The sequence below is a fragment of the Brevibacillus borstelensis genome, from assembly GCF_037834415.1.
GTDB classification, from domain to species: Bacteria; Bacillota; Bacilli; order Brevibacillales; family Brevibacillaceae; genus Brevibacillus; species Brevibacillus borstelensis_A.
Genome location: NZ_JAUMSJ010000042.1, coordinates 1 through 24,365 on the forward strand (window position 1 = coordinate 1; position 24,365 = coordinate 24,365).

A 24,365-nucleotide genomic window follows, 5' to 3' on the forward strand; every position below is an offset into this window, starting at 1 on the left:
GCGTATGGGTTTCCCTAGCAGAATGTGTTGTTTCCTGATAAACTCGTAATTAGCCATCTGAAGCATTTCCTTTCCTCCTATATCTTGCTGTCTAGACAACTACAAGATACAGGAAAGAGGTGCTCAGGTGGTCAACTTTTTTATGAGCGATGTGCCACTAGGTGGTCAATTATTAGATTAGCATTCACAGTGGGAAACATGGCTTTTCCCTTTGTAACTTTTCGAAGCTGTCGATGATAACTCTCGATGACGTTGGTTGTTTAGATCGGCTTTCGAATCTCTGGCGGGTATTTAAAGAAAGTGATTGGTTCGAGGCTGGCTCATGGTCTTGGTGATAATAAATACCCCCGGGATTTCCCGAGGGCCGTTGATGGATTACATTACAGTGTGAATAATAACATTTGATTCACCTTCGTTCTTACCACCTGTAATGACAACCTTAAATAGATAGGTTTTTCCTGCCTCTAACTGAGCAGCACGTACAATATGCTTGGGAATCCCATTAGCGGATCCGGATTTAATCCCTAATGGCAGGTAAGCATCCTCCCAAGTTTCTCCATTGTCCGTAGACTGTAAGACTTTCTCAGATGCGGCGTCCTGTGGGGCGGTGTAGTAAAAATCAAGAAATCTACCATGAGACACATGCCAACCAGACCCAGAAGTTACAACATCATTAATTGGTTTCGTATCGCTATTCTCGACTTATTCCCTTCTCTTGAGGGTTTTCGTTCGAGCCTACACCGTGCGGGCGACTTTCATCGCACACGGCGTTCCATCAACGGATAAGAAAACATTTACAACGGGCAAATCAAAGCATAAAACAGCATGGAATCTGCGTCTGCTATCGAAAGTTAACTGCCTACACGTTCAGAGAAAAAAGGGAGCCGCGGCAGCAGCTCCCCATGAAAAACGCCTCTCTCGATTTGAGAAAAGGCGTTTTTATTACCTCTTGCAGAGATGCACTTTATTTCGGATTCATTGACGTATTACTTCTCCCGCTACCTTACAATCTCTTCCTTCTTCCCGAAAAACGTCCGCAGCGCTTTGTATACCTCGCCTTTTTCCCTGATCACGCAATGCATAAATTTCGGGTCTTTGATATGCCGATAAGCCGACATCAGAGTGGAGTGCCTGTTGTATTGATTAACCTCCCCATACCCGAACATATTGCACCGCTCCATCAATTCCTTGACCAGCTTGACGCAGCGCTCATTGTCCGAAGTCAGGTTGTCGCCGTCGGAAAAGTGAAACGGATAAATGTTGTAATGCGAAGGCGGATAGCGGCTGTCAATAATCTCAAGCGCCTTTCTGTAGGCCGACGAACAAATCGTTCCTCCGCTTTCTCCCTTGGAGAAAAACACCTCTTCCGGCACTTCCTTGGCATCTGTATGATGGGCGATAAACGCAATGTCCACCTTCTCGTACTTGGTCCGCAGAAAGCGCACCATCCAGAAAAAGAAGCTGCGGGCGATGTACTTTTCAAAAACGCCCATACTTCCCGAAGTATCCATCATCGCGATGATCACCGCATTGGAGTGCGGCTTGATGATTTCCTCCCACGTCTTGAAGCGCAGGTCCTCATCGCTGATCCCCAGCTCCATGTCGCTGTACCCGGCAAGCGCATTGCGGCGAATCGCCGCGATCAAGGTCCGCTTTTTATCGATATTGCCCATCAAGCCTTTTTTGCGAACGTCGTTAAACCGCGTCTCTTCCACCACGATTTGATCTTCGTCCTTGCGCTGCAGATTAGGCAGCTCCAGCTCCGAAAAGAGCATTTCCTCCAGCTCTTCTACAGTGATTTCCGCTTCGAAATAGTCAATGCCCGGCTGATCTCCGGCTCCTTGGCCCTTCCCGGCCCCTTGAGCGGGATCACCGTCCTTGGCGATGACATCCCCTACCTTGGTGTCTCCCTTCCCCTGGCCGGCGTGCTTTCCTTTTTGAAAGTTGTACCGCAGCCGGTATTCATCGAGCGAGCGGATCGGGATTTTGATCACGTCGCGTCCGTTTGACATGATGATATTTTCTTCGCTGACCAGGTCGGGCAAGTTCTTCTTGATCGCTTCCTTCACCTTTTCCTGGTGGCGGTTTTGGTCCTGGTACCCTTTGCGGTGCAGCGACCAGTCTTCTCGGGAGACGACAAACGGTACCGAATCCTCCATAGGGTCCCCTCCTACTGGCGCGGCTGCGCCGAAATACTTCCTTGCCAAGCCAGATCCAAAGTGCCCTTTGGGTGCCTCCTACTGGCGCGGCTGCGCCGAAATACTTCCTAAGCCTTTACCTGTTCAGCAGACTGCCCACATAGCGCAATAGCTCATTGGCACAAACAGGGCAATAGTGGTGCTCCTCGATCAGTCTGCGCGTCACTTCATTTATCTTCTTCAATTGGTGTTCATCCGGCGTCTTGTTCGAGGTTGTTATCTTCACGACGTCCTTCAGATCGGTAAACAGCTTTTTCTCGATCGCTTCGCGGAGCCGGTCGTGCGTGCTGTAGTCGAACCGCTTTCCTTTGCGGGCATAGGCGGAAATCCGGATCAAAATCTCTTCGCGGAATGCCCGCTTCGCGTTTTCCGAAATGCCGATCTGCTCCTCGATGGAACGCATCAAGCGCTCATCCGGATCCATCTCCTCACCGGTGACCGGGTCTCTGAGCTTATTCATGTTTGCGTAGGCTTCCACATTGTCGAGATAATTGTCCATCAGCGTTTTGGCGGATTCCTCGTAGCTGTATACGAACGCCTTCTGCACTTCTTTTTTGGCCAGCTCGTCGTACTCCTTGCGTGCTATGGAAATGAAGTTGAGATAGCGCTCCCGCTGCTCCTTGGTGATGGATGGATGCTGGTCAAAGCCCTCCTTCAACGCCCGCAAAATATCAAGCGCGTTGATGCACTCGGTATCCCTGCGGATCAGGGCGCTGGAGATCCGGTTGATGACGTAGCGGGGATCGATACCTGACATTCCTTCGTCGGCATGCTCGTTGCGCAGTTCGTCCAGATCGGATCCCTTGAAGCCCTCCACTGACTCGCCGTCGTAGAGCCGCATCTTTTTCAAGAGATCGGCGCCTTGTTTCTTGGACTCCTTCAGACGTGTCAAAATGGAGAAATTCGCCGCCGACCGCAAAGCATGCGGCGCGATATGCACGTGTCCCAAATCGGACTGCTTGATCAGCTTCGCATATATTTTTTCCTCATCGCTGACCCGCAAGTTGTAGGGAATCGGCATGACGATGATGCGAGACTGCAGCGCTTCGTTCTTTTTATTGGCGACAAAGGCCTTGTACTCCGATTCGTTTGTGTGGGCAACGATCAGCTCATCGGCGGAAATCAAGGCAAAGCGCCCGGCCTTGAAGTTGCCTTCCTGTGTAAGCGAGAGCAAATGCCAAAGGAATTTTTCGTCGCACTTCAGCATTTCCTGGAACTCCATCAGTCCCCGGTTGGCCTTGTTCAGCTCGCCATCGAAGCGGTAGGCGCGGGGATCTGATTCCGAGCCGTATTTGGTGATGGTGGAAAAATCGATGCTTCCCGTCAAATCGGCAATATCCTGTGACTTGGGATCAGACGGGCTGAAGGTGCCGATCCCGACACGCTCCGCCTCTGAGAAAAAAATCCGCTTGACAGGGAAGTCTTCGATTCTCCCTCCGTACTCCGTTTCCAAGCGCATGCGGTTGTAAGGAGTCAGTTCCCCTTCGATTTTGACCCCCAGCTCCTCTTCGATCTCCGGCCTCAATTCGTGCGGAATCAGGTGGAGCGGCTCCCCATTCATACCGTAAGTACACCTTATTTTTTTAACTCGGACATTTCATATAGACCTGCTCGATAAGAGGTATCAACCGCGCATTTAATCATCAAAAGCAGTGAATTTTCAATCTCAAATATTAATTCACCATCAACTTCTTCGCGATTTTTCACAAGTTCAATGAGTTTTTGATATAGGTCTAGTTGATCTTTTTGGATTAATTCGTCAAATATTTCGTCAACTCTCTTTTCGATAGTTGGCTCTAACCACTTCATCAACATCTAATCATCTCCTTGTGTATTGACCCCATTGGGATTATAATCCATTGGAAAAGTCATTTTTGAGGTGTGCATATGGCTCTCCGTAAAGGGAGATGCCGTTTGTCTGAAATACTGAGAGGTAAAATGAAGCCTGCTGAATTCGCTCGTCGAATGAAAGTCGCCGAGTCAACCGTAAGTCGCTGGATTTCCGGCGAGCGTGAAATGAGTTACGAGAATGCTGTCTTAGGCGCCCGGATTCTAGACTGTCATGCAGAAGACTTTTATGAGTGGATCATAGTTGAAAAAGGCAAACGGCAGTGAGCTGTGAAGCTCCTCCCTGCAGCGGAACTTGCCATATAGACAAGTTTCTGCTTGTAAACACTAACCCTCTAAAGCTATTTAATTAGAATTTGGTTCAATTCATTTCCCCACTCCCCCATAAACCAATTTCAACTACATTGATTCCCCTGCATGGCAAATAATACCACGTATGGCCCTAAATTGGATGATCGATTGATTTAAATGAATCGTATCTTGACAAATTCTTACACTTGTGCAAAGAAAAAAGAGACCTTAGTCTCTTTTAATAGTCTTTAAAAATGATTCAAGCCTTTTGAAATTTGGTTTAGAAACTGTACCGAATACGGGGCTTTCGGTATTAAGTACATCATCAAAGTAAACTTGTTTGTTGACGTAATGCTTAGCTTCGCTGATATTAATGATATTCCCTACGTCCGTTCGTTCGAATCCATACGGTTTTAACAAAACCATCCAATCCTCAAGGATATGGAATGTACGAAGAGATTCCTCTTTTTCCGATTTAGCGTAGACAGCATATCCATGCTTTGCGGCTTTAAAAAGCAAAATGTCTTTGATTGGGACCCATGTTGCCTTACTGTTGCCGTCTTCCTTTTGCTGTAATAATGGGATTTTTTCCATTGGACACCACTCTTACTTCTTCAAAAGCTCATCTGGGGGTTTAGGTTGGTGAATAGCGAAAGCAGATGCGGTTCCCACAAAGAATGAAGCCAGGATTGCGAGTGAGGATGACGCAACTGCAGCCAGTTTAGCCGACACTTTTTTCATACTTATCACCTCCTTATTCTAATTAGTAACAAGGATTGAGCTAAAAACGCCTTGGTTAAGATCGGGTTAAGCCATATGAAATTCATCCCTACAATGACTAACGAAAGCCCTTTTAACAAGGGATATCGCTCCCTCCCTATTCGCGAGTGACCTTCAAGGTTCGATGGTGCATATATGCCCACCAATAGTAGGCTCAAAAACAGCAGTAAGATATCCCAATATTTAGTTATTGGAACGTGGGGGATAACCACTAAAAGCAGAGTAGAAGCAAGCGTACATAATAATGCAGTATTGAAGTGAAAGCCGCCAGAGACGATCCTTAACCCAGCAAACGCCAAAAATGCACAAAGCGTTTCTGGGAGTTTACCGGTTAATGTCCCGCCGATAGTGATCAATACTAGTATGATTGCTGTATTCAAAATTATGGTTAGGCTAAACTTCATCACTTCAACGCTTACTGTTCCCTTCTCATTTGCTCGCTTTATAGAAACAGCTATTTGTTCAGCCATGGATTCGATCATTCGTAATCCTTCTTCCTGGATAAGTAGATCAATACACCAAGCACGATTATGTATAGGGATGACAATGCCGCAAATTGCGCTCTCGATTTTATCCAATAGTTAAAAAAGATAAAGGCTAAAAAACCGACTGTCAGAGCAATCGCAATAATCAGATTCAATCCGGTTAACTTTATTTTAACATACCCGCTTGGAATAAAACTGAAACCGATTCCAAATTTAGAAATTACCCACGAAATTATAAAGGTGACCGCCGCTGTTACCCCTTGAATGACTTGCCCGTACCAGTTTGCCCCATTATTTTCGAACGCTTGCGAATACATGATGATTTGGAAATGATCCAAAACCTCCATGACTCCATATTGTATGAGTGCATAAACTATATAAGTCGGAACCGTCATTAAGGCAATGTAGAAAAACGGAATTCGGAGTACTATCCAAAGGAGTATCGACATTAAAGCGATCAGTACAACCGGAGTGAAAACTTCAGTGTGAAATAGTTCACGTAATGAATACGAGATAAAAGAAAGGATGGCAGATATGATCAATTGTTCTATCCAATAAAATCTACTTTGCAACCGATACAACGAGAACATCAATGAAAAAATGGCTACATACTCAAGGATTGAAAATAAAAAGAAACCAATGAACTCCATCTTAGTACGATCACCTTTTTCGTTTCTCCAATAATCTGATAGTACCATATTTTCCGTAAACATATGGTCTCTTTTTCATATTAAATTAGCAAGCCTGTTCTTAAGAGAACAGACTCTTTGCATTGGCAAACGACTAGTTTTGTATCTTCTCCAACTTTGAACAAATCTCGTGTTGCCACTCTACATCATTGGTCATATGAGCCAACATTGATAGATTCTTGAGCGTTGCTATCTCCCATACCCTGTTGAAGTTCGCTTGTAGGCATAGTGCCATTTCATCCATTTCCTTCGCGGTTAATTGACGCTTCCTGTTGATGTTGTACAACTCCGCCATACGTTTGTGTACAATCCACATCAGAACATGCCCCCTAACCAAACCGGCAGATAGAAAAAAATAAACCAGATCGCCAAGACAATCGATACCGCCGTCACACACAAGGCCATTAGTTCATTTGCTATCCTCACCCTTAACCAGAGTTTTATTAAAGCCTTCATATCCTTCTCCCCTTTCGCTTTATGGTAAAAGATATGCTACTCAGGAAATAAAATTGCCTATCCCGCGACAAAAGTTTTCTGGTTAGCGACATACCGAGGAAAAAAATAAGCCCTATTCAGGCTCATCCAGATAAATGATTTCTTCTAATGGTCGTTGGATTTTCTTGCTGATACGCAATACCCATTCCAGACTTGGCTGTGTGGCTTGGTTCTCCCATCGGTTGTACAGCTGCCTATTTACGCCGAGAAACTCTGAAAACTCGATCTGGTTCATTCTGTGGTCATGACGAATGTCTTTAAGCCGGTTCTTAACAGTCAAAGCCCCCACCTCATGAGGCTACTTCGCTCCCCGGCTTGTCGAATCCTTTGACGAAAAAAGGCTATTGTTGCGAACGTCTAATCTTATGAAAAAAGTTACCTAAATCAATTGACAACACCACTCTTCCGGTTTATGATTTAAGTAACTTAATTCAAAGGAGCGTATACGCATGGCGAAAGGCGGTAAAAGGGCAGGCGCTGGACGCAAGGCACAAGGGATTACTCGAAAGATATCTTTGACACTCACAGCAGAAGAATGGGCAGAGATTGAGAAAGACGGAGGAACAGTAGCTGATTTTGTTCGTAGGTTGATGCGGCAGCCGAAGCAAAGCGACGATAGTATGGTTTCAGCCTATTGGAAAGAGGACGCGGAGAAGTATCGTATGGAAGTGATGGAGAAGGTCGAAGAGATTGCCGTTCTCAAGCACGAATTAGAAAAAAGTAACCAAAATCAAAAAGTCGAACGGCTGACTAGTCGCGACGTGGAACAACTTTGGCAGATACATCTGGAGAAAGGCGGACAGCACACGCCGAAAACGCTAGAAAAGGCTCATGACGCACTGTTCCGCAACCTATTCCCCGGCGGCAGCGAGCTGACGGAGATCAAGACGCAACCGCAGTACATCTGCCCGTTCACCAACAAGCGTTTCAGCACGCCGGGCAGCCTGATACGGGCCGCCATTCCGCGCCTGATAAGCAGTGCAGAAAAAAACCTGAAAGATCGACAAGCGGCGGAAGAAAGGCAGCGGGCCAAAGAAGAAGACGAGCGCAATTGGAAGCAGCTCGTCAGCGAAGGGAAAATGCCTGACTATAGAATTAGGTAACTTAAATCAATTGCATACCTATACTGCCAAGAGAAAATCAACGAACACCGGCGAACGCAAATTACCGCTCTTTGTCCAGTTGCGGAATTTTACCCGGGCCTTAATCCTTGGCTCTACATAAACAAATTCCCGATCCTCTCCGGCAATCAACTCTTTTGCTACGTCATAAAAAGCCTGCTTGTGAGCTGGTGGGACGCCAAACTCAATTACCCCAGCTGGACGCAGTTGCCCAGTTTTCGTAGGGACATAAGCAAGCCACCCGAATTCCTCTTTGCGCCAACCGCCGATAAACACATCAGCATAGGCATAGTTGATCACTTTCAGCCAACTATCTGACCGTTTCCCAGTTGCATAAACAGAGTCTTTTCTCTTGGCTACAATGCCCTCCATTTTGCGTTCTAACACCCAGTCAAATAGGTCTTCACCCCTGCCGTCAATGTGGGCTATTTTGCTGATTACAGGCGTGTCCTCGATGGCCTGATCAAGTATCGTTTTGCGTTCCAATAAAGGCAGAGAGCGAAGATCAGAACCGTCAAAGTGCAGGATATCGAACACAACATAGGAAACCTGCAGCAGTGATTTCTTCGATTGGAACCGGGCCATTGTCAATTCAAAATCTGGTATCCCCGTGTCAGGGTCCATGACCACTAGTTCACCGTCCAGAGTTATATCTGGGCCATCCGTAATCAGTTCAGGGTATTTTTCCGTCACGTCGTTGTTGTGGCGCGTGTACAGCTTTGTAACGCCGCCCCTTCGTGATAGGATCAGCCGGTGCCCGTCGATCTTTGGCTCGAAGATGTATCGACCGTCCGAGAAAGGTTTGTCTGTTTGCTCAAGCAACATCGGATATATAAACTCCATATATCATCACCGATATAATTGTACCAATACGTGGATGTGGACGGGATGGTAATTATTTCGTCACGCTCACCACGTCCTCAATCCGGATCCACTTCGCGTCCCAATCGCAGACCAGCCGGAACCTCCGTCCGCGAGCGTCAATCTCCTTTACGACGCCCCAATCCGTTTCGAAAACGCCAAGCCCGCGCCGCACCTCTCGAAACCATTTTACGGTTATCGCATAGTCGTACAGCGTGCTGTCGTAGATACGAAAGCAGGCTTCATCGAAGTCCGCATCGTCAACGTCTGGTCGAGGTTCTAGGCCTCTGTCCTCGTTCATCCGCTGAATCTCTGTTTTATGCTCGGGCAATATCATACGCATGCTGCCGAATAAATCATCTAGTTTCCGCCCCATCTGATGTCATCCCTTCGCTCCCAGCCTTCAATAACGACCATGTGATCCGGATTTGATCGGTCCCACTCGATATACTCCTCGCGGGCCAGAACATCCAATACGGCTATTACGCCGTCGCGATCCCGGCCAGTCTTGACAGAAATCACATCGATAGAAGGTGGCCGCCGACGAATTATTGAGTAATTGTAAATGATTCGGAGTACCTTGCGTTCAATATCAGACAACACGATTAATCACCGCCGGTTGAATCGCGAGGATGTTATCGATGACAAAGACTCGCGGTGCCTTTCGCGTCAGGCAGTACGCTTTCAGGCGGTCTCCTGCAATCTCCAGTGGCCGTATAGTTCGCTTGGAGGTCTTGCCCTGGTTTCCAAAATAGATGATGTCAAGCTGTTGTTGATGGGCTATTGCTCTTTGAAGCTCCTTTTTCATGCTGTTCGCCTCCGAATAGGAACGTTTGTTTGTATTATATGCGAACGTTAGTTCTGTATTCAAGCATAAAAATACTCCACTAATAGGTGGAGTATTTTGGGATATGATCTCTCGCCCGTGACGTAATATATACTAGTCGAGTGGTTTTCATCAGGACCAAAGTGTGACGCTGAGTGGATCAAAGAGCGCAGTGAAATGTCACATCTTGCCGCTTTCGACTTTTCCTCAATGTTGGGTACATGTTTAAATATCATCAGACCATACCAAACGCACTTTAAGGTCATTAAAAAATCTATAACTTAAATAGCCATCATGTTGTAAACGACCAACAATAATACCCGGAGCAATCCCTACTTGATTAGCAAATGATATTACTCTTGACTTCGTAATTTTACCTTTCAGGAAAGTTTTGTAACTATCATGAGGTATTAAAAAATCTGCTGCGAATTTATTTGCCTCATCTTCTTGATCGTTATGATTATCAGCTACTTCCAAAAAATAACCTTTTTTCCCATGTAAAAGAATATGGCCTGCTTCATGGAAGAAAGTGAACCAAAGATGATCATCAGTTTTATATCTAAGACTAAGTTGAATTAAAGCCTTTGTTGGTGTTAGCCATCGAGTAGCACCATTTACTCTGCATCTAGGTATTTCCGGAACAAAGACTACACAAACCCCCGCCTCAGCACATAGCTCAACCATTCGAGGGACAAAAATATCGGGGTCTTCTTTTGTCAAAAGACGAATTTCTTTGAGAGCTTTTCTAAAGGTTGCAGCATTAAAGGGTTTAGAATTAATATGTTGTGCCTCAAGTTCACCTTGTCTAAGCCAAGCAGATACGGCGCCTACCTCACTTTCAAAAGCAACAGATTTACGGTAAGCTACTTCAGGTGAGTTTAGTACCTTCTGCCACAGCTCCTTCCACTTTTCAACAGAAGCACAACCAAAAAAATTAAGAGCCTCTTTAACCTGCTCTACATTATCGTGCCCCTTTTTCATCCACCCTCGATCCAAAAGAACTTTTAGCGGAAGTTGTTTCAACCACAAAATTTCCGATTCCAGTTGTTTTCTTTCCTCGAGTTCGGCCAACTTTTCGCGATAATTAGTTTCTAAGTTGTTCCAAAAAGTAGCAGGAACTCCTAACACCCTTTCAAATTGCAATGCAGTTCTAGGGGTAATTGCAGCTTTTCCCTTTATTATTCCATTGATATGTTTTGTTGTTACTCCAGTACGTTCTGCAAGTTCAGCTTGGCTCATTCCAAGAGATTCAATTGTCTCCAGTAAAGTTTCTCCGGGCGGCACGACATAATCTGGGTCAAAACTATACAGTTGTTTAGTCATGATAATTCACCACCTCAAGAATGATTACTGACGTAACAAGCCTCCTGTTAATGCTACCATCTGATTTCCGTGGCACTGGATCTTCTGGAATAAATATGAGTCTATACGGTTGTTTTAAATCAACCGCAAATTGCCCTGTCCTTTTGCCTGACAACTCGTGACACCGAGCTGGCGGCAAATGGCTTATGTCCTCTAAGCATTCAGCACCGTTTAACTCAATAAGTCGTTTTTGTATCTTTTTGGAAATTTCAGGTCCAAAAGTTTGGTCCAAACTTTTTTTGGAGTTAAACGTTTTTGCTACCCTACTACTCTTATAGTATATGTTCATTATTGTCTCCCGTCAAACTTTAATTAACCTGGTTGGTTAACTTTTTTGGTTTGTACGTTAGCTATAGATCTAAGGTCATATAGCTTTCAGGATAATTTGAATAGACGGGTAAGTCAATATACTTAGTCAAGTTGTCTTGTGGTTATTTAACTATACGTTACCGCATTTGCAATCTGTATATGTATTGTTTTTGTCTCGACTTTGTACCAACAACAATAACCCTCCAGCGGAACTTACACCAGAGGGCTATCGGCTTTCTTTGGGAAGTGCATTGGTTCTTCATTTCTTAGTGGAGCGTTACAGGGCATGGCCTTTCGCCAATGTCAAAACACATCATTGGAGTTGGCCTTTCGCCAAACTCAAAAGACAATGGGAAATGGGGTATCTGCCAATCAGGACCTGTAAAACGGATCGGCTCTAAACTATTCTCTTCACTTGGGCCAACAAGTGGAGATGGAGGGTCAGACGGACCACGCAAGTATGTATTCATACAACCGCCTCCTTTCTTTTGCTCTATCATACAAACTTTTCAAAAAATAAAAAAGCCCCCACTCATTAAGAGTGAGGGCATGCGCATCCATTTGTTAGTTTTACGGTCTTTGTCGTTCCATCCCATGTCACCTGCAGCCCAAGTGTAGCCGCTAGTTCCCGAGCAGGAGCATAAGAACCCCCACCAGCAATAGCTACTGCCAAAGTCCGCCCGTTGACTTTTACCTGTTTCGTCGCCGAATCCCATTCAGGAGACACCCCTACAGCCTCAGAAACGGCCCTAACCGGCAGATAAGAAACGCCACTCTGCAGGTAGCCTTTGACGGGCAGCTGGACACCGATTACCTCGATGGAAACATTATTCACATTCTTTGTGGATGGACCTGTTGGTAAGTGGTAGGATACGCCAATGTACTCACAAAACGCCTTTACGACAGCCTCAGCATAGGTTTTCCAGTTGTCTTTCAGCTTATGGGCATCAACTGCATTATCAATGAAGCCATACTCCAGAATTACCGTCTCCACGCTGCCGGTTTCGCGGTGCATGAAGTAGTAATCTTTACCGCCGGTTCCGGTTCGTGCGAACACCTTCCGGAAATTCATGCCGCAACCCGCCACAGCTTGGGCGAGCGTCTTCGCCAGCTTGTCCGATGAAAAAACGGAGTAGATTGCCTCTACCCCACTTCCACCACCTGTGTTGATATGGTTGCTTAGACAATACTTTGCGCCGCTGTCTCTGACCAGCTTTGTACGTTGGTCTGGCGTCAACGATACATCCGATGTCCTGGTAAGAGCCACAGGAACGCCGAGAGCTTGAAACCGAGCATACTGGTAGTTGCTGATTTGCAGCGTTAAATCCTTCTCTCTAAGCCCGTTTCCAACGGCTCCAGGATCGCTCCCACCGTGGCCTGCGTCAATGATAAGAATAGGCCTCATCTGAACTCCGTCCTTCCGATCGTACTCGTATAGCTTATATTGCTCGATAATCCGATTTAGCTTTTCGGGATAAGCTGGGTCTGTTGCATAGCCAGCATCGTATACCTCGTGACATGCTGTCTTCCAGTCGGCTCCAATTACTTTTGTATAACGCGGCTTCAAAAGGAATTGGGTATGGTCCCGGATCGATTCTGCCCATGAGTTGTATTTCCTGAAGTCAGATGGCTTCTTCACCTTCTGACCGTTGTAATACTCGTCAGATACTTTGGTGTATGTGCCTGCCGGTCCGTTCCCCTTGATGCCAAAGAGATTGTTTGCTTTGACTGCAAGCTCAGATGTACCACATGTGCTTTCAAGGATCGCCTGTGCAATTGTAAGGGAGGCTGGAACGCCGTATGCTTTCCAGTCCTCCGCAGCTGCGGGTGCAATCTTATCGATGAACGTCTGTTGTTTTGTCATCTTGATCGTCCTTTGGTTTGAACTGATTGTAGACTCCTACACCGATAAACAGATATGTGGCAAGATCCACGAATAATTGGTACTGATCAAATGTAGGGGCCACTCCATATTTGGCCAAACCCTGATAAATCAAACTGGCAGCAGCGGCGATAAAGATCGGATTTTTTACTCTTTCAAGCATGAATATCCCTCCGTTTAATGTTGGTTAGTGAACAAAAAAGACGATGCCGAATAGCACCGTCAAAATTAACCGCCTCTTCTGATCATTTCGCTCTTGATGTCACGCACTTCTTCCAGAATCAAATCGTATTTTTCGCTGAACTTATCCAGAGTTTCCATCAGTTGCATTTCACGCTCTTTGGAATCCTTCATGATTTGCATTTCACGCTCTTTATTGGCCTTCAGCACGAATATGAGCAACCAAACAAACAGCAACGCAAACGGCCCCTGGGTTAAGAAAAACTTCCACAACTCATTTTCCATATAAGTTCCTCTTTTCTGTGTGTTCTAAAAATGGTACAATTCACCTGTCATTCGCTTTTCTGTGTGGGCGGATGATCCGGAGGAAAGTGTGCCTGCACTCCCTCCGGTTACTTCACGCAGATTTTTTTATACTCTGAAACTATGCCACCGTTTCATCTGGACACGTTGACTCCGCCAAATGCGGCATCTCAAGTTGAATCAGAACTTCCCTCGTTTGTTCCCTGCAAGCCTCCGGAACGTCGCCAATTGTTTTGTATCCCTTCGCTTTCAATTTTCAAAACATACTTTCGAAAATAAATTAAGCGCCCGGAATGAGCGCGACGGTTTCGTCATATTCGGGTTGGTTCGTATAGCCGTACACGAACGAATTGTCGAGCTGCGGACGCGAGAACGTGGTGGCGGCGTGCGTCTGAACTGGATCGTGGTAGGCCGTAGGGATGCCGCTAAATCCGTCGCGCGCCGTGAATCGTTCGGTACCGTACAGGTAGATGTTACGTGCGTAGATGCGGACTAACGTGTTATTTACCGTCATATTATCGTACTCCTTTCGTAATTAAGCGCCAAATACGTGCTCCGCGATGTCCTGGAGGTCGCGGTTGGTGGCGGCGAGTTGCTCGCGTAACTCTTCGTTCTCTTCCGAGAGGGATTTCCGGTACACTGGCGTTTCTTCCGGTGCGTTTGGGTCCGGATACGAAAACTCTATCGTGCGTGTTTCGGGATTGACACGGTATCCGTTACACTCCGCGAAGTCTTGCGCGTACTGTCCGTATTCTAACTGGATGTAATCGACTGTTTCGCGGACACGCTCGGCGAGGGCCGTATAGCGCGTGAAGTCTTCGTCAACAGTAGTTTCGTGAACCACGCCGGAACGTTCCGCTGTTTTAACGAGGACATCTCCCGTTACCTTGTCAAAATATACTCTGCTTCCTATTTGATCCATGCTTATCACGCTCCTACAGCGAACCAGTTATAAGGAGATGTATCATTTGATCGTGCCCTTGTGAACTGAAACCCGTCATCCATCATGGTTGCGTCTGTACCTGTCGCTCTCTCTGTAACACCCTGACCATCACCGATCAACATAGCGTAGTAGTAGGTATTACTACCGGAAGAGGTGTATGAGATGACATTGCCGTCACCCATTACAAATAAGGTAGGTTTTCCGGTACCACCGCTAGTAGATGAGTTCAACGTTTGTGACCACCCAAACACCCATTTCGGCCTAAAAGACAACCCTGTAACTCTGTAGATGCCGACCGAGGGAGTGACAGTTCCTTGTGCAAATTGTTTACCAGCTATGACATTACCGGTAACTCCGAAAATTGTTTTCCCAAGTAGAATAAATTCCGGTCTTAGATTTACATCCCCTTTGATCGTGATCGCACTAGTATAATAACCGGCAGCTTTCGTTTGGTCCGTTGTACCAGGAATAACCGTTCCTCCAGCGCCACGGTTCGTCATAGTCCCGGTTAATTTACTTCCCTTTACGTAGGCCGTTTTGCCGGAAAGAATATCGGCAGCGGTCGCCGTTGCGTCGGATGTATCCGTACCAGTTGGAATTTGACCGATTTTTGCCGCCAACTGATCGCCAGTATCCGACGGAGACGCCGGAACACCTTTGCCAGTGATCGCGTTGGCGACCTTTATCTTTACGTCACTGGCACCAGCCTTTAAACCTTCAAGCGCGGCCTTTACGTTTTGCTCCGTGAATTGCGGGCTTGATAGCCCGATGTCCTCAGCTTTTAGAGTATCCAACCGTTGAAAATTTTCGTTTATCTCCGGTCTACTTACGCGATCTGAGCCAGACCATATGTTCAAGCCGAGGTTTGGTGTTTTACTTGAAGCCATATATCTTATCTCCCTCCATTACCTTGTCGCTAACCAGGCAAGCAGCGCGTCCATATTCGTGCCGTTTGGCTGAAAAACCTCAACGCTATGCTCTTTATCACCGCCGAACACATAGATGGAACCATTCCATTGAACCGCGCCAAAATAGGAACGTACGGAAGTTGGAGACTGACGTATTGCGACGGCATTGCTTTGTGGCGAATAGGATTCGACCATGGCAGACTCGATGCCACATAGCGCAAATACTTCTTTCCCGACGCTGGCTCCTGCAAGGGCTGTTCGAGCAGAATTGAGGTCAGGGCAGCGCCCCCAGGTTTTTGCCGTTATGTCGTAGGCGTATACCTCCTTGAGTAGTTGTTTGTTTGTAAAGCTGATGATTGTATAACCGCCAAGAAGGTATATTTTATTGTCAAGGGCTGCGATTCCCATCTCAGAAATCTCTCTAGGAATTTGTGCGGTATTAGACCAAACCGAAGTAGCAAGATCAAGAACGCGCGCACTTGATAGTGGTTGCTGGTATCCGTACAATGCGCGATTTGCCCCACCAAACAGATAGATTTTGTCACCGACTGCTGCACAACCCGCAGAGTGTACGTTAAAGGTATCGCTTGCAAGGATACTCCATTTTTTATTCGCGGTGTCATAGATGTCCACGAACAGCGGTGTGTTACGGTCATCCAAATTGTCGTCGATAACCTTAGACCCGCCGATCACATAAATATTTGTCCCGACTACACAGGACGAAAAACGAGAACGACGACGTTCTTCGGGAAGTGCTGGTTCCTGTGCCCAAGTCCCTGAGCGGAGATCATAGACTTGATTGTAATTACGAGAGATGACGTACACTTTGTCCCCGACAATCTCTGCGCGCATCTCTCCGTCAGAGAACGGGATGGTTGAAATCCTTTTCCAACGGTAAGGTTCTGTCGACTGCGCGAGGGCGAATCCGATTGCGTCCACGTTATTTCACCGCCTTTGTTACTGATCCAAGCGTGCCGTCGATGTTATATTGCAGCGTAGTGGTTACGGTCTTGCCGCCAGCTGATTCCGTAATGGTAGAAACGCGGCGCAGGCTGTCGTAGGTAATCGAAGTAGACTTGACAACGAAAGAACCGTCTTTCTCCTCAACTTTCGTAAGTTGTCCCGCTGTGTATGTTAAAACGGAAGACCTCGTATCAATAGAGAGGTTTAATGCCTTCACAAAATTTACGGATCGGTTATTTGTTCCTATCAGAGCTTCTAAATCAGCTTGCAAAGCTACTCGTTGGTCTAATGTATCGTAGTTCTCGTTTATCACGGAAATGTCCGCAACCTCTGTCGGTAACGGTTTCTTTAACCCGAGGCGCGACGTCACGTTAGGCATTCCACAGTCCTCCTTTTACGTCTCCCCACGTATAGTTAGCAAGGTTGCCCCATGTTGTTCTCCGCAGGTCATCCCAAATCGTGTATTCGTTCGTATATTCAACTGCATAGTGAGCAGGTAAGATTTCACGGACGATTTGCTTCACTGTATTGAAGTTCGGAGGGATTCCGACTGTACTGACAAATTTAATCGTTACAGTGTACCGATGTGGGTCTTCGATGATCTCCACTTCCCCGTTTGTAAACGACTCTACAAGGTTCTTGAGGAACGCTTTGGTCACAACGCCCTGCCCTCTGATTTTGGCTCTTATAGCCCCTCTCCGGTCGTCATATGGTCGCGTAACAAAAGGAGCCGTATATAGTTGGTCCCAGGTGAATTGCTCCATCTCATCCCAAGTGGCTACATTCTGTTCCAATGTGTCCCACGTCAGTTCTGCGTACTTGTTAGAGTTAAGACCGAAGATTTTTTCCCACCGGTCCAACCCCCAGGTAGCAAGATCAACGAATGATTGGTTCAAAGTGTCCTCGATGGCTTGCGACAGCTTGGCAATCTCTTTCGCCACCGTATCCATAATCTCGTCCATTTCTTCGATGCCTTCGTAGTAAGAGGGTAAATATCCAAGCAACTCCTGCTTTATTTCTTCAGCCGTCATGTGAAGTTCACCGTCCCAGCAACCGCCACGGAACCATTCGGCACTGTTACGTTGCCTGTATTCCCGTTTAGCTTCAGATTGGCATAGTCGATGACTCCCTCGACATCCAAAATCAAGTTTGCTACACGCGAAACGCGAATGAGGGACTCTTTTAGGGCAACAGACTTGAGATAAGCAATTAAACTCGCCTGAACCTGGGCGGAGACATACGATGTTGTTGTACCTGGTTGGAGCGTTAACGTTGCCGTTATGTTGATTGGCAGTTCCGTTGCTGCAGAAACAGTTAGATCAACGTTAACCGGCATAACAGATTTGATATACGTATCCACCTCGGCGACTTTAGCTGGAGTTGGCGCTCGCATGTTGTCGTCCAGAACCACGACTTTAACGGTTCCTGGTCCGTTCCACACTTCATAAGCCTTTGCACCACCGATTCCGGATACCTCTAATGCCCACATCTCGTATTGATGGGCATTTCCGCTAGTAATCGGCTCTCTCGCTCGTTTAATGTATCTGCTGCGTAATGACTCGTCGCTTTCTTGTTCTTCTCCAGGTGTAAGGATCTCGGTTAGCTGGGCCGTTTTCAGGCCAGGAATATATTCGATAGGCACTAATGATCCAGATAAAGAATTACCGATTTCTCCGGCCGTTTCACATTCAACCTTGAACTGGCCGGTTGCAATTTTCTCTGTGGCCGTATAGTTCAGGTTTTCAATGGAATACCGGCTGCCAATTGGCACATCAAAGGGGTTGCCCGAGTTATCGGTGAAAACACCTTTCCAGACCGCTTTTGTCGCTGGTTTTCTTGGAGCTATGCCCAGTGTGTCTGCCAAGTAGTCCAGGTAAATGCCGGTCGCGGTGTCTGCGAAGACGAGGTTTAGATTCACGTCCAGGTTCATGTATAACTGCGACAACTTAGCTGCTACGGGAGAAACCGTATCATAAATAACGCTCCCTTCCCGTTTATCGCGCTGGGATTTAACCCGATCCAACATTCGCTGCAGGATCACCTGGAACGTCTGGTTTTCATACACGCCTGTTCACCTCCTTTGTAAACGGGAAGCTTCCGAATACACTCACTACCGTGAAGGTTGCCAAGGCACTTTCACCTTGAAAAGTAACCTTAAAGTCCTCAACGCTTGTGATTCGGTCATCCTGCAACAGAGTTTCAGTCACCCTTCGCTTTAACTCTGACTGAACAAAAATAGGGCTGGAACCAATTAAGTCGCTCAGTTCCGCCCCATAGTTGAAGCTATATATTAAATGTTGATAACGCTCTGTACTTAGGATTTTGAAGACGGCTTGCTTCACTGCGTCCATCCCGTCTATCGTCCTAGTGATCCGTTTATTCTCAAGGTCAAGCATCCATGTTAGAGATGGTTGTTGTTGCTCCTCTACAGGTGCATTTATAATGCTGGCTCCGGTTGGTATCATTCATCTCTCACCCGATCTAGGATGATGTATTTAGTGCCTCCTTGGACACGCAAGAGAATCACCCTGTCCCCCTGCTCAAGCTTCCTCCGTAATGTGTAGTAACCGCCTCCCTCAACCGGAACCTTTAATTCCTTGGTCGATTCGGTCAGCTCTAGGAATTCTTCGGTCAAAACAAAGCGCTGGTCAACCTCCACATTGAGAGGGGCAGCGCTTAATATCGTCCCATAAAAAACTCCGACCGGATTGGATGCAGAAGTAGCATCCATGGCAGCTTTCTTGATCAAACCTAACATGCTACTCATGAAATCACCTTTAACTCAAGCGACATCGTATAATCATCACCGTCGAATCGGTGTGTTACTTCGTTTACAAGAAACGGCTGATTGATTTGGTACTCTTGAATGACGATCGGTACATAACAACCGGCCCTTACCCGAGGGTCTCCAATGGCTTCGATTCGGAGCGTTTTCGTTTCCCGGTTCTTGATCGTGATCAACTGGTCCAACAAGGCGTTTATCTGGGCTGCCGTTTTATCCTCATCTACTGATTGCGTGAGCTGCAACAATCCCCATTTGGCGATATTTGCGCTGTCCTTAGCAAGGTAGACTTCACGTTTGCCGGTCTTTTTGTTGTCCTTGTACAGTTTCACTCTGTTGTAGGTGTCTTGGTCTATACTCGATTTGATTACGAAGTCAGTCATTAAACTGTTATCTCCGATCATGAAGTCGACAAGCATCTCCTCCACGTTCCGAAGAGTCAGAGAGCCGAATTCATCATAGAGGATATAGTTTCGTCCGGTGTTCCAAATGGTTAAGACAAGCGCTTTCTCGATGATGTCCAGTAGTGTTTGATTATCCTCTACCATGGTTGGTATAGCATATCCGGTGTTTGCGATTTGCCCTGTCATTAAGTGAAAGTCATCTGCTATCCGCATGACAACTTCAGAGGCTGTCACCTTAGAAAAAACATAAGTGTCTTTGTTTAGCAGATAACGGATTTGATCGTAGCATTTGATGCGAACGCTCTCGTCTTTTCCTCCGTCAACCGAGAAGACATACCCGTAGAATACGTTTTGGTCATTGTATCGAAAACGGACTATATCGCCGTTGTTAACCTTGAAGGAAATGTCCTGATAAATTGCCCCTTTGATCAACGTAAAGTCAAGGCTTCCGGGACTTCCGAGTCTGCTTGTCTTCCACGTTATGCCCGTGACAATACCTGAGATGTCCCATACATTCCCTTGCTTATCGTCAAGCAATACCTCGTACATCTGCGGTACCTCCTGGAAGTTTCAGCACCATACCGACCTTCAGATTCTTTAACTGTGCATCTGAAATGCTGTTCAGTTTCTGAATCTCTCTCCATTTCGAATCGTCACCAAGCTGCTTTTTTGCAACTGTCCAGAGATTTTCCCCTGGAGCCAGAGTGTGAGTTTTCGGTGGCTGTCGGTCGTTCTGGCGTGGTTTGCTTCCCTTCTCAATTACCTGTGTTGTAGAGTTGTTTTCCTCCCGGCTTACCACGTTGACACGCTGGGCCGAATAGAAAACATACTTCTTCAGGTTCAGGGTAAACTCAATATCTCCGCTGCCGCCAGCAACCTCTTTCCAGTCGAATCCCTCAATGCTGACCGCCTCGTTAATATCGAAGCTGGCCCCAGTAAAAACAAAACGGACAGGACGCTTAGCCTCTATCCATCTTTTGATCATGTTCACGTATTCATTTGGTTCAAGGACAACGCTCGCCGAGATAAACGGGTATGGCTGCGCTGGAAAGAAACTGCTGAAGCTGAAGGTTGTAAGCTTCGGACTTTTGATTACGTTGATTTCGCCCAATCCTACAATGTCATAAGTGGAACTATTGTTTCCGTCCCCTATTTCAATTGAGCCGGGGTTGATGGGGATTTGGAAACCCTCTTGTTGGTTGTTGAACGATAAAAAGATGCCGTACTCCAAGGTTGCACCCCCATATGGTAAAATGTTGTAGGAAGGTGGTGATCTATCAATGGACGACAAGGACTTTGCTGAAATTGAGGAAGCGACAGTGAAACGGTTTATGGACTCTATGTCTAAAAACGATGTTCCACTTGCTCCTTCTTTTGCAAAAATTGCTTCAAGAGTCGCAGCGATTGCCATCCAGGAATATCATCAGAAACTTCAAGAAAAAGAAAGTGAAGACCGCTAAAATGCGGTCTTTACACACCTAAAGCCATTTTTGCTGATGCAACAATATCTTCCTCTAAGCGATCAGTGATGTTGGCAATGATCTCATCAACAGATCGACCATCTTGTTTAATGTGTGTATCACCAAATGTAAACTGCGGCTGTAACGTCACAAAGTTCTGGATGTTTTTCATTTCGGCCAGTTCGCGCATGGTTTTCAAGTCTTCGCTGGAGATGTCTACTTTGTTCTTGATCTTGCCCACTTCTCCGACTTTGTCGATTGAATCCAACCCGATTTTAAACTTTCCGAAGTCAAACCCTTTATCAGATCCCTTTTCTAATTCCGATACTGCGTTTGCACGTTTTGCTGCGCGATCATCGAGCATGTTCAATACCTTCTGCTCTCGTTCAGCTGCTTTTTTTGAAGCACTTAACTCCATTGCAGCGATAGCCTTATCGCCCGCTTTTTTTATTGCTTCGGCTTCAGCAGATGCTCTTACCGTGAACTCAACCTTGTTTATTGCGTCGATACTCACACCTGGAATTTTGTTCAAGTGAGTTATTAGTTTATTGATGCGCAGAATCAATCCATTAACCAAGTCTTCCATTAACTTTAATGATTCCACTCTTGCGGTTTCAAAAGCATTGATAATTCCAAAGCCAACTTTCATGAAGAAGATAGGGACTTGATCAAAAAAGTTCAGGACTGAATTCCACGCCCTTAATAAACCGGCAGCAAATTGGTCGTTAGTTTCCCAAGCGTTAATGAACCATTTAACCAGAAAAACGATTACGCCTATTAGCCCTGCAATAAGCATTATGGTTATGCCAATTGGATTTGCCATCATGGCAATATTCAAACCTATTTGAGCTATTTTCCACGCACCAATTGCAGCAACAATCCCCCACAATATAGGCTCAATAACTGCCCAGTTTGTTGACACGAAATTGTAGACATATCCAACTGCATTTAGTAACCCTATGGCAGCGATAGCAGCGTCACCAAACAATTTCCCTAAGCTCGTAATATTTTGTTGGACTTTTTCGTTATTTAGCATCTCGTTCATTTTTTCAATTGCTGGCGCAAAATACTGTACAGCACTATTTTTTAATCTCGTTAGTACATCTCCAAATGTTTTGGGCATTTCTTCGAACTTTTTGTTGATCTCGTCTGCTGCCGCGAACATTGCTCCTTTAATAATATCAGCAGTAATTGTCCCATCTGCTGACATTGTTTTCAGATCGCCTTTTGACTTGTTAGTAAACTTAGCAATAGACTCAGCAAGCAAAGGAGCATTTTCCATAATAGAACGAAACTCGTCCCCCTGTAACTTCCCTGCTGCCATAGCCTGAGACAGTTGGTACATCCCAGCTTGCTGTTCCATCGTCGATGACCCGCCGACTCTAAAAGATTTTTGCATTAACTCCGTAAAAGCCAGAAGTTCTTCATTGTTTTTAAAAGCATCTTTCGCAAGAACTCCCATCCGCCCAATAACGGCGGCCATATCTGTATAACTCCCGCGAGACCTATTTGCTGATGCAAAAATTTTCTCTTGTAACTCTGCGGCTGTTTGTAAGCCGTCATTAATCATTTTTATCCGAGCTTGTGTATTGATATAATCATCACTTACCTTTGCAATACCCTGAGCAGCATTTAAGGTTAAATATGTCGCCATTACACCTTTTAAGGTTTGTAATAGTTCGCTTACTCCTTTCTTGCCTTTACCCACGGATCGGTTAAAGCGTTCTTGCTCTTTTGTGGAATTTTCGATTTGACGTCTGATTTCGGTTTCCGCTTTTGCGAGTTGTTGCTTTGCTGCAACGAGAGTTTTATCAATTTTGACATTGTTATTTGCTGCATTCTGCATACTCTGCATGGCCGAAATCGTCATATTCAGACTCTGCGTTATCCCTTTTAACGGCCCGGAGAGAGCATCAAACATTTTTAAAGTTGATGTTACGGTAGCCACCGTTTCACCTCCATAAAAAAAGACGCTCACTGAGCGCCTATTCAAAATAACTTTTATCGTAGGTTACCTTTAAGGTTGTCACTTTACCTTTCCCGTCAGATATTAACCAGAATTCATCTACCCCTTCAGAAATGTTAAGATATCGCATCGTAAGATCATTGTCTACTTTTGCAATGAACTCGGGGTTTGGTTTTACCCCAAAAATCTCTAGAGCTTCCCGAGTGGACGTATAAAACCCTGTTTCATTCAAAGTTAACCGGACGACTTTATTATCAATAACTAAGAATTCTTTGTTGCCATTTTCATATGAATAAGTCTTTGCTTTATATTTGTTGCCATTCGGACTACTAAATTCCCATTCATTCACTGATTCGGATTCACCTATCAACTTAGTCAATTCTGAAGGAGTTTTTAGACTAAATTGCGTCACATCCATGACAAATTTTGACTCCTGTTTACTTAATTTTTGTTGTTCAGGTTGTTCTGCTGCCACTATCTGTGAGTTTTGGCTATTAACAATTATCCCAGCAACTAAACAAGCAACAGATACGCATAGCGACCCCAAGGCAAGCCTCCCATGTTTTCGTTTAACTAGGTAGTATATCAACAGACCAATGAACAACACGCCGAAGATAATCCACAGAGACATAAAAAGGTACAGCACTTTTAGCCTCCTCAATGAGTAATTTTTCCCATTATCATAGTACGGCTTTCTTTTTAAGTCTATGGCTATTTTGGGTTTTTCTCCAGTTTTTTTCTTTCCTCGGTGTAATAATCAATCATACCTATGAGGAGGGCCTTACTTCTTATGTCCAGTTTCGCGTAATCCCACGGCATCAACTTGAACTTAAAGAGGGAGAAGTAAGCGTAATTCCAGTCCCCTTCCCCCTCTTTTATTAGTTTTTTACTTCTTCTGCCAGTTCGCTCAGGTCTTTTTCAAATCCACTTAGCACTTGAATTTGTTGAGCTAGTTCAGCAATTTCACCAGAGAGCAGCACTTTATTTAGATATTGCTCTGGACTCATGCACCCTAACGCCTTGATACTCTCCGTATTTTTAAAGTCTGGATAGAGTGTATTGTTAATAACGATGGATTCATTGAATGCCCGGTTATCAAACGACATTTCCTTTTTCCCTTTTTGAAGATTTAGTTTCATTGCCTTCTTTCTAGCGATTTCAAAATCTTCGTTAGTCATTGCTTTAATCTTGAATTTAAAGATGTTCCCATCTTTGTCTTTAAAACGATCGGAAATGATTACTTCCTCAGTCAAATTATCTACTGGGTTGGCATTAAGAAATTCTTGCAATGTGTTCATTTTTTAGTCCT

Annotated in this window: 33 protein-coding genes and 2 pseudogenes; 3 read left to right on the plus strand and 32 right to left on the minus strand. The window is 45.5% G+C overall.

Translation table 11 applies throughout. The features are described 5' to 3' along the window. Positions 1–179 precede the first annotated feature (179 nt). The 4 genes and pseudogenes from Q3F21_RS23015 to Q3F21_RS23030 form a co-directional block, all read right to left on the minus strand. Positions 180–314: pseudogene (locus tag Q3F21_RS23015) on the minus strand (transposase); the annotation flags it as partial. Positions 315–998: 684 nt separating this feature from the next. Next, positions 999–2,159 carry a sporulation protein YhbH gene (gene yhbH / locus Q3F21_RS23020; protein WP_340258258.1) on the minus strand — a complete coding sequence of 387 codons (1,161 nt, stop codon included), beginning with the start codon at positions 2,157–2,159 and terminating at the stop codon, positions 999–1,001. Positions 2,160–2,274: 115 nt separating this feature from the next. After that, positions 2,275–3,759 (minus strand): annotated as a pseudogene (locus Q3F21_RS23025) (PrkA family serine protein kinase); the annotation flags it as partial. Positions 3,760–3,773: 14 nt separating this feature from the next. Continuing rightward, a complete protein-coding gene (locus Q3F21_RS23030) occupies positions 3,774–4,013 on the minus strand; it encodes a hypothetical protein (protein ID WP_340258260.1) in 240 nt (79 codons plus the stop codon). A 99-nt stretch (positions 4,014–4,112) separates the two neighbouring features. Between Q3F21_RS23030 and Q3F21_RS23035 the strand changes: the two genes are divergently transcribed. Continuing rightward, positions 4,113–4,313 (plus strand): helix-turn-helix domain-containing protein, encoded by a 201-nt coding sequence (locus tag Q3F21_RS23035; protein ID WP_340258262.1) that lies wholly within the window; start codon positions 4,113–4,115, stop codon positions 4,311–4,313. Between the two features lie 252 nt (positions 4,314–4,565). Here the strand turns inward: Q3F21_RS23035 and Q3F21_RS23040 are convergent, their stop codons facing one another. The 6 genes from Q3F21_RS23040 to Q3F21_RS23065 form a co-directional block, all read right to left on the minus strand. After that, positions 4,566–4,931, minus strand: coding sequence for a hypothetical protein (locus tag Q3F21_RS23040; RefSeq protein ID WP_340258264.1), 366 nt, complete (start codon positions 4,929–4,931; stop codon positions 4,566–4,568). Positions 4,932–4,943: 12 nt separating this feature from the next. Beyond that, a complete protein-coding gene (locus tag Q3F21_RS23045) occupies positions 4,944–5,078 on the minus strand; it encodes an AgrD family cyclic lactone autoinducer peptide (protein WP_340258266.1) in 135 nt (44 codons plus the stop codon). Between the two features lie 5 nt (positions 5,079–5,083). Further along, positions 5,084–5,599, minus strand: a complete 516-nt coding sequence (locus tag Q3F21_RS23050; RefSeq protein WP_340258267.1) for an accessory gene regulator ArgB-like protein — start codon at positions 5,597–5,599, stop codon at positions 5,084–5,086. Next, positions 5,596–6,315 (minus strand): hypothetical protein, encoded by a 720-nt coding sequence (locus tag Q3F21_RS23055; RefSeq protein ID WP_340258269.1) that lies wholly within the window; start codon positions 6,313–6,315, stop codon positions 5,596–5,598. Before Q3F21_RS23055 ends, Q3F21_RS23050 begins: the two co-directional genes overlap by 4 nt. A 70-nt stretch (positions 6,316–6,385) precedes the next feature. Continuing rightward, complete coding sequence (locus tag Q3F21_RS23060) at positions 6,386–6,607, minus strand: DUF7667 family protein (protein ID WP_340258271.1); 222 nt, start codon at positions 6,605–6,607, stop codon at positions 6,386–6,388. Positions 6,608–6,859: 252 nt separating this feature from the next. Continuing rightward, complete coding sequence (locus tag Q3F21_RS23065) at positions 6,860–7,066, minus strand: helix-turn-helix transcriptional regulator (protein WP_340258273.1); 207 nt, start codon at positions 7,064–7,066, stop codon at positions 6,860–6,862. A 169-nt stretch (positions 7,067–7,235) separates the two neighbouring features. On the opposite strand from Q3F21_RS23065, the gene Q3F21_RS23070 reads away from it, so the two are divergent. Beyond that, positions 7,236–7,889 carry a hypothetical protein gene (locus tag Q3F21_RS23070; RefSeq protein WP_340258275.1) on the plus strand — a complete coding sequence of 218 codons (654 nt, stop codon included), beginning with the start codon at positions 7,236–7,238 and terminating at the stop codon, positions 7,887–7,889. 18 nt (positions 7,890–7,907) lie between these two features. Here the strand turns inward: Q3F21_RS23070 and Q3F21_RS23075 are convergent, their stop codons facing one another. The 19 genes from Q3F21_RS23075 to Q3F21_RS23165 form a co-directional block, all read right to left on the minus strand. Next, complete coding sequence (locus Q3F21_RS23075) at positions 7,908–8,732, minus strand: RNA ligase family protein (protein ID WP_340258277.1); 825 nt, start codon at positions 8,730–8,732, stop codon at positions 7,908–7,910. Between the two features lie 70 nt (positions 8,733–8,802). Further along, on the minus strand, positions 8,803–9,144 hold the full coding sequence (locus Q3F21_RS23080) for a YolD-like family protein (protein WP_340258279.1): 342 nt from the start codon (positions 9,142–9,144) through the stop codon (positions 8,803–8,805). Then, the gene (locus Q3F21_RS23085; protein ID WP_340258281.1) at positions 9,129–9,371 is read right to left on the minus strand and encodes a hypothetical protein; all 243 of its coding nucleotides are present in this window, start codon (positions 9,369–9,371) and stop codon (positions 9,129–9,131) included. Before Q3F21_RS23085 ends, Q3F21_RS23080 begins: the two co-directional genes overlap by 16 nt. Next, positions 9,361–9,576, minus strand: a complete 216-nt coding sequence (locus Q3F21_RS23090) for a WYL domain-containing protein (RefSeq protein WP_340258283.1) — start codon at positions 9,574–9,576, stop codon at positions 9,361–9,363. Before Q3F21_RS23090 ends, Q3F21_RS23085 begins: the two co-directional genes overlap by 11 nt. 243 nt (positions 9,577–9,819) lie before the next feature. Continuing rightward, positions 9,820–10,917 carry a HigA family addiction module antitoxin gene (locus Q3F21_RS23095; protein ID WP_340258285.1) on the minus strand — a complete coding sequence of 366 codons (1,098 nt, stop codon included), beginning with the start codon at positions 10,915–10,917 and terminating at the stop codon, positions 9,820–9,822. A gap of 883 nt (positions 10,918–11,800) precedes the next feature. After that, the gene (locus tag Q3F21_RS23100) at positions 11,801–13,129 is read right to left on the minus strand and encodes a glucosaminidase domain-containing protein (protein WP_340258287.1); all 1,329 of its coding nucleotides are present in this window, start codon (positions 13,127–13,129) and stop codon (positions 11,801–11,803) included. Further along, complete coding sequence (locus Q3F21_RS23105) at positions 13,101–13,310, minus strand: hypothetical protein (RefSeq protein ID WP_340258289.1); 210 nt, start codon at positions 13,308–13,310, stop codon at positions 13,101–13,103. The genes Q3F21_RS23100 and Q3F21_RS23105 overlap by 29 nt, the downstream gene beginning before the upstream one ends. A 65-nt stretch (positions 13,311–13,375) precedes the next feature. Continuing rightward, entirely contained in the window at positions 13,376–13,612 is a 237-nt protein-coding gene (locus Q3F21_RS23110; protein ID WP_340258291.1) for a BhlA/UviB family holin-like peptide, read from the minus strand. A 298-nt stretch (positions 13,613–13,910) separates the two neighbouring features. Further along, positions 13,911–14,144, minus strand: a complete 234-nt coding sequence (locus Q3F21_RS23115; RefSeq protein ID WP_340258293.1) for a hypothetical protein — start codon at positions 14,142–14,144, stop codon at positions 13,911–13,913. 21 nt (positions 14,145–14,165) lie between these two features. Then, positions 14,166–14,552 carry a hypothetical protein gene (locus Q3F21_RS23120; RefSeq protein ID WP_340258295.1) on the minus strand — a complete coding sequence of 129 codons (387 nt, stop codon included), beginning with the start codon at positions 14,550–14,552 and terminating at the stop codon, positions 14,166–14,168. 5 nt (positions 14,553–14,557) lie between these two features. Further along, positions 14,558–15,460 carry a hypothetical protein gene (locus Q3F21_RS23125; RefSeq protein WP_340258297.1) on the minus strand — a complete coding sequence of 301 codons (903 nt, stop codon included), beginning with the start codon at positions 15,458–15,460 and terminating at the stop codon, positions 14,558–14,560. 18 nt (positions 15,461–15,478) lie between these two features. Further along, a complete protein-coding gene (locus tag Q3F21_RS23130; protein WP_340258299.1) occupies positions 15,479–16,420 on the minus strand; it encodes a Kelch repeat-containing protein in 942 nt (313 codons plus the stop codon). Between the two features lies 1 nt (position 16,421). Further along, positions 16,422–16,823 (minus strand): hypothetical protein, encoded by a 402-nt coding sequence (locus tag Q3F21_RS23135; protein ID WP_340258301.1) that lies wholly within the window; start codon positions 16,821–16,823, stop codon positions 16,422–16,424. Continuing rightward, positions 16,816–17,475, minus strand: a complete 660-nt coding sequence (locus Q3F21_RS23140) for a putative phage tail protein (protein WP_340258303.1) — start codon at positions 17,473–17,475, stop codon at positions 16,816–16,818. Before Q3F21_RS23140 ends, Q3F21_RS23135 begins: the two co-directional genes overlap by 8 nt. Then, positions 17,472–18,509: a baseplate J/gp47 family protein gene (locus Q3F21_RS23145; protein WP_340258305.1), complete on the minus strand. Its 1,038-nt coding sequence runs from the start codon at positions 18,507–18,509 to the stop codon at positions 17,472–17,474. The genes Q3F21_RS23140 and Q3F21_RS23145 overlap by 4 nt, the downstream gene beginning before the upstream one ends. Beyond that, positions 18,502–18,909, minus strand: coding sequence for a DUF2634 domain-containing protein (locus Q3F21_RS23150; protein WP_340258307.1), 408 nt, complete (start codon positions 18,907–18,909; stop codon positions 18,502–18,504). Before Q3F21_RS23150 ends, Q3F21_RS23145 begins: the two co-directional genes overlap by 8 nt. Further along, positions 18,906–19,211: a DUF2577 domain-containing protein gene (locus Q3F21_RS23155; RefSeq protein ID WP_340258309.1), complete on the minus strand. Its 306-nt coding sequence runs from the start codon at positions 19,209–19,211 to the stop codon at positions 18,906–18,908. Before Q3F21_RS23155 ends, Q3F21_RS23150 begins: the two co-directional genes overlap by 4 nt. Then, positions 19,208–20,179, minus strand: coding sequence for an XkdQ/YqbQ family protein (locus Q3F21_RS23160; RefSeq protein WP_340258311.1), 972 nt, complete (start codon positions 20,177–20,179; stop codon positions 19,208–19,210). The genes Q3F21_RS23155 and Q3F21_RS23160 overlap by 4 nt, the downstream gene beginning before the upstream one ends. Beyond that, positions 20,160–20,861: a LysM peptidoglycan-binding domain-containing protein gene (locus Q3F21_RS23165; RefSeq protein WP_340258313.1), complete on the minus strand. Its 702-nt coding sequence runs from the start codon at positions 20,859–20,861 to the stop codon at positions 20,160–20,162. The genes Q3F21_RS23160 and Q3F21_RS23165 overlap by 20 nt, the downstream gene beginning before the upstream one ends. A 49-nt stretch (positions 20,862–20,910) precedes the next feature. Here Q3F21_RS23165 and Q3F21_RS23170 point away from each other — a divergent pair, with 49 nt between their 5' ends. Beyond that, on the plus strand, positions 20,911–21,090 hold the full coding sequence (locus Q3F21_RS23170; RefSeq protein ID WP_340258315.1) for a hypothetical protein: 180 nt from the start codon (positions 20,911–20,913) through the stop codon (positions 21,088–21,090). A gap of 10 nt (positions 21,091–21,100) precedes the next feature. Here Q3F21_RS23170 and Q3F21_RS23175 read toward each other — a convergent pair whose 3' ends face one another. The 3 genes from Q3F21_RS23175 to Q3F21_RS23185 all read right to left on the minus strand — a co-directional run bounded on the left by Q3F21_RS23175 (position 21,101) and on the right by Q3F21_RS23185 (position 24,354). Further along, entirely contained in the window at positions 21,101–23,038 is a 1,938-nt protein-coding gene (locus tag Q3F21_RS23175) for a tape measure protein (protein WP_340258317.1), read from the minus strand. Between the two features lie 37 nt (positions 23,039–23,075). Then, complete coding sequence (locus Q3F21_RS23180; RefSeq protein WP_340258319.1) at positions 23,076–23,603, minus strand: hypothetical protein; 528 nt, start codon at positions 23,601–23,603, stop codon at positions 23,076–23,078. 331 nt (positions 23,604–23,934) lie between these two features. Then, on the minus strand, positions 23,935–24,354 hold the full coding sequence (locus Q3F21_RS23185) for a phage tail assembly chaperone (RefSeq protein WP_340258321.1): 420 nt from the start codon (positions 24,352–24,354) through the stop codon (positions 23,935–23,937). Positions 24,355–24,365: the final 11 nt, after the last annotated feature.

Excerpts from the sequence above, each read along its gene's own strand:
- Q3F21_RS23040 (WP_340258264.1), bottom strand. The coding sequence starts at position 4,931 with ATGGAAAAAATCCCATTATTACAGCAAAAGGAAGACGGCAACAGTAAG.
- Q3F21_RS23150 (WP_340258307.1), bottom strand. The coding sequence starts at position 18,909 with ATGATACCAACCGGAGCCAGCATTATAAATGCACCTGTAGAGGAGCAA.
- Q3F21_RS23080 (WP_340258279.1), bottom strand. The coding sequence starts at position 9,144 with ATGGGGCGGAAACTAGATGATTTATTCGGCAGCATGCGTATGATATTG.
- Q3F21_RS23030 (WP_340258260.1), bottom strand. The coding sequence starts at position 4,013 with ATGTTGATGAAGTGGTTAGAGCCAACTATCGAAAAGAGAGTTGACGAA.
- Q3F21_RS23095 (WP_340258285.1), bottom strand. The coding sequence starts at position 10,917 with ATGACTAAACAACTGTATAGTTTTGACCCAGATTATGTCGTGCCGCCC.
- Q3F21_RS23135 (WP_340258301.1), bottom strand. The coding sequence starts at position 16,823 with ATGCCTAACGTGACGTCGCGCCTCGGGTTAAAGAAACCGTTACCGACA.
- Q3F21_RS23060 (WP_340258271.1), bottom strand. The coding sequence starts at position 6,607 with ATGTGGATTGTACACAAACGTATGGCGGAGTTGTACAACATCAACAGG.
- Q3F21_RS23170 (WP_340258315.1), top strand. The coding sequence starts at position 20,911 with ATGGACGACAAGGACTTTGCTGAAATTGAGGAAGCGACAGTGAAACGG.
- Q3F21_RS23185 (WP_340258321.1), bottom strand. The coding sequence starts at position 24,354 with ATGAACACATTGCAAGAATTTCTTAATGCCAACCCAGTAGATAATTTG.
- Q3F21_RS23160 (WP_340258311.1), bottom strand. The coding sequence starts at position 20,179 with ATGTACGAGGTATTGCTTGACGATAAGCAAGGGAATGTATGGGACATC.
- Q3F21_RS23075 (WP_340258277.1), bottom strand. The coding sequence starts at position 8,732 with ATGTTGCTTGAGCAAACAGACAAACCTTTCTCGGACGGTCGATACATC.
- Q3F21_RS23100 (WP_340258287.1), bottom strand. The coding sequence starts at position 13,129 with ATGACAAAACAACAGACGTTCATCGATAAGATTGCACCCGCAGCTGCG.
- Q3F21_RS23055 (WP_340258269.1), bottom strand. The coding sequence starts at position 6,315 with ATGTTTACGGAAAATATGGTACTATCAGATTATTGGAGAAACGAAAAA.
- Q3F21_RS23115 (WP_340258293.1), bottom strand. The coding sequence starts at position 14,144 with ATGACGGTAAATAACACGTTAGTCCGCATCTACGCACGTAACATCTAC.
- Q3F21_RS23105 (WP_340258289.1), bottom strand. The coding sequence starts at position 13,310 with ATGCTTGAAAGAGTAAAAAATCCGATCTTTATCGCCGCTGCTGCCAGT.
- Q3F21_RS23140 (WP_340258303.1), bottom strand. The coding sequence starts at position 17,475 with ATGACGGCTGAAGAAATAAAGCAGGAGTTGCTTGGATATTTACCCTCT.
- Q3F21_RS23120 (WP_340258295.1), bottom strand. The coding sequence starts at position 14,552 with ATGGATCAAATAGGAAGCAGAGTATATTTTGACAAGGTAACGGGAGAT.
- Q3F21_RS23045 (WP_340258266.1), bottom strand. The coding sequence starts at position 5,078 with ATGAAAAAAGTGTCGGCTAAACTGGCTGCAGTTGCGTCATCCTCACTC.
- Q3F21_RS23155 (WP_340258309.1), bottom strand. The coding sequence starts at position 19,211 with ATGAGTAGCATGTTAGGTTTGATCAAGAAAGCTGCCATGGATGCTACT.
- Q3F21_RS23125 (WP_340258297.1), bottom strand. The coding sequence starts at position 15,460 with ATGGCTTCAAGTAAAACACCAAACCTCGGCTTGAACATATGGTCTGGC.
- Q3F21_RS23050 (WP_340258267.1), bottom strand. The coding sequence starts at position 5,599 with ATGATCGAATCCATGGCTGAACAAATAGCTGTTTCTATAAAGCGAGCA.
- yhbH (WP_340258258.1), bottom strand. The coding sequence starts at position 2,159 with ATGGAGGATTCGGTACCGTTTGTCGTCTCCCGAGAAGACTGGTCGCTG.
- Q3F21_RS23070 (WP_340258275.1), top strand. The coding sequence starts at position 7,236 with ATGGCGAAAGGCGGTAAAAGGGCAGGCGCTGGACGCAAGGCACAAGGG.
- Q3F21_RS23090 (WP_340258283.1), bottom strand. The coding sequence starts at position 9,576 with ATGAAAAAGGAGCTTCAAAGAGCAATAGCCCATCAACAACAGCTTGAC.
- Q3F21_RS23110 (WP_340258291.1), bottom strand. The coding sequence starts at position 13,612 with ATGGAAAATGAGTTGTGGAAGTTTTTCTTAACCCAGGGGCCGTTTGCG.